Source organism: Corallococcus praedator, from assembly GCF_003612125.1.
GTDB lineage: Bacteria > Myxococcota > Myxococcia > Myxococcales > Myxococcaceae > Corallococcus > Corallococcus praedator.
Window position 1 is genome coordinate 1 of sequence record NZ_RAWI01000700.1, and the last position, 2,214, is coordinate 2,214.

Here is a 2,214-nt window from a genome sequence, read left to right on the forward strand (position 1 = left end):
ATAAGAGACAGGCCGCCCGCCGCGTTCGAACCGGAACCTCCGGAGCCTGAACCGCCGCCCGCGATGGCGCCCGTGGCCGCCGGCCGCGACAATCCCAACCGCTCCCTGCCCGAGCGCTGGCGCGCCGCCGTGGACAGCGTGAAGGCGACGTCCGTGCGCCATGGCACCGCGCTCGCCAACGGGCGCCTCCTGTCCATGAAGGCGGGCGAAATCATCCTCGGCTTCCCGCCCACCGCCGCCTTCCACAAGGCCGCCGTGACGGCCGCCGCGGGCAAGTCCACCGTTGACGCGGCCCTGGCCTCGCACTTCGGCCGGCCCGTGAAGCTCACCATCCAGGACGTGGCCCAGGCCCAGGAAGCCCACGGCCTGGGGATGAGCATCTCCGAACAGGACTCCCACAGCCGCGCCACCCACGAGAAGTCCACCGAGGGAAAGGTGCGCTCCCATGCCGCCGTGCGGTCCATCCTCAAGATGCTGGGCGGCGAAATCGAACACATCCAGGTCTACGAGCCCGAGCGCCCACCGGCCGTCCTCACGGACATGCCCACCACTCCTGATGACTGACAACGCCCCCGGGCCCCGCTAGGGTGGGCCCCGACGTCCCTGCTCCGAGCGGCGCCATGGCGGCGCGCGCTCCTACGCCCGGGGACCGAGGAAGCACATGCCCGGCATCGACCTGAACTACTTCATCCGGCAGGCGAACAAGCTCACCGAGAAGATCGAGGAGCGGAAGAAGCAGCTGGCGGAAGAGACCGTCGAGGCGAAGTCCGGCGAGGGCCTCGTGACGGTCGTCGCCAACTGCGTCCAGGAGATCCGCAGCATCAAGATCGACAAGAGCGCCATCGACCCCAATGACCCCGGGATGCTCGAGGACCTCGTCACCGCCGCCGTGAACGCTGCCCTGGCGAACAGCCGTCAGCACATGAACAGCGAGCTGGCGAAGATCTCCGGCGGCGTGAAGATCCCCGGCATTAATTAAAACCGGATGACGCCCGATCCGCTGAACCGCCTGGTCGCCCAGCTCGCGAAGCTGCCGGGCATCGGCGAAAAAACGGCCCAGCGCCTCGCCTTCCACATCCTGCGAGCGCCGGGCGAGTACGCCGTCGACCTCTCCCTGGCCATCCGCGAGGTGAAGGAGAAGGTGCACCTGTGCGTGCGCTGCTTCTGCCTCACCGACTCGGAGCTGTGCGGCTTCTGCCGCGACTCGCGCCGTGATGAGCGCTCGCTGTGCGTCGTGGAGACGTACTCGGACCTGATGGCGCTGGAGCGCACCCGCGAGTTCAAGGGCCGCTACCACGTGCTGCACGGCGTGCTGTCCCCGCTGGAAGGCGTGGGCCCGGAGCAGCTGCGCATCAAGGAGCTGCTGGAGCGCCTCAACGACAGCCGGGTGGAGGAGATCATCCTCGCCACCAACCCGGACATCGAGGGCGAGGCCACCGCGCTCTACCTCACCCGCCTGCTCAAGCCGATTGGCCTGCGCGTCACCCGGCTCGCCCAGGGCCTGCCCATGGGCGGGGACCTGGAGTTCGCTGACCAGGCCACGCTCGCCAAGGCGCTGTCCGCCCGCCGCGACCTGTGACGGCGTCCGTCCCGCGCTGCAACGCGGGACGGGCCCGGCGGCTGGCTACTGCGTCACCTTCCACGAGAACGGCATCAGCACGGTGACTTCCTGGTCGCGGTGCGCCGGGAAGCGCAGGCCCTGCGCCTTCGCCTCCAGGCAGCGGCCCACGTCCGTGGACGCCAGCGGCCCGCGCGTGTCCGCGCGCACCTTGCCCGACGACAGGATGGTGAGCTGCACCTGCACCTCGCCCGCGGTCGACGGCAGGTTGGACTTGTAGCGCTCGAAACAGCCGGTGATCTGCGACCGGCCATTCGACACCACGCGCTGGATGTCCTCGATGCCCAGCGTCACCTTCCCCTTCGGCGCACGCGGGGTGTTCCTGCGCGAGGTCGGCTCCTCCGGCCCATCCTCCGTCAGCGGTGCATCCGTCACCGACGCGACCACCGTCTCACCGCCGGGCAGGGCCCCTGATTGGCCGGGAGTACCGGTCGGCGGGGTGTCCTGGGGCACGACGGGAGGCGGGCTCACCGGCGCCGAGGGAACCACCGGCGCGGCCACCTTCACGGGCTCCGGCTGCGTCTGGACCGGAACCGCGGGCCCCTGCGTGGAGCCCGGCCGCGCGACGACGAAGGCCGCCCCCGCGAGCACCAGCC

General features: G+C 70.4%; 3 protein-coding genes and 1 pseudogene. 3 read left to right on the forward strand and 1 reads right to left on the reverse strand.

Annotated features, from left to right (window positions below):
- The 3 genes and pseudogenes from D7Y13_RS40990 to recR all read left to right on the forward strand — a co-directional run.
- Nucleotides 1–564: pseudogene (locus D7Y13_RS40990) on the forward strand (DNA polymerase III subunit gamma/tau); the annotation flags it as partial.
- A gap of 97 nt (nt 565–661) precedes the next feature.
- Complete coding sequence (locus D7Y13_RS40995; RefSeq protein ID WP_120538408.1) at nt 662–979, forward strand: YbaB/EbfC family nucleoid-associated protein; 318 nt, start codon at nt 662–664, stop codon at nt 977–979.
- 6 nt (nt 980–985) lie between these two features.
- Nucleotides 986–1,579: a recombination mediator RecR gene (recR, locus tag D7Y13_RS41000; protein ID WP_120538409.1), complete on the forward strand. Its 594-nt coding sequence runs from the start codon at nt 986–988 to the stop codon at nt 1,577–1,579.
- Between the two features lie 45 nt (nt 1,580–1,624).
- On the opposite strand, the gene D7Y13_RS45430 is transcribed toward recR, so the two are convergent.
- Nucleotides 1,625–2,214, reverse strand: a 590-nt coding sequence (locus D7Y13_RS45430; protein WP_147446894.1) for an AgmX/PglI C-terminal domain-containing protein, incomplete at its 5' end; no start/stop codon positions are given.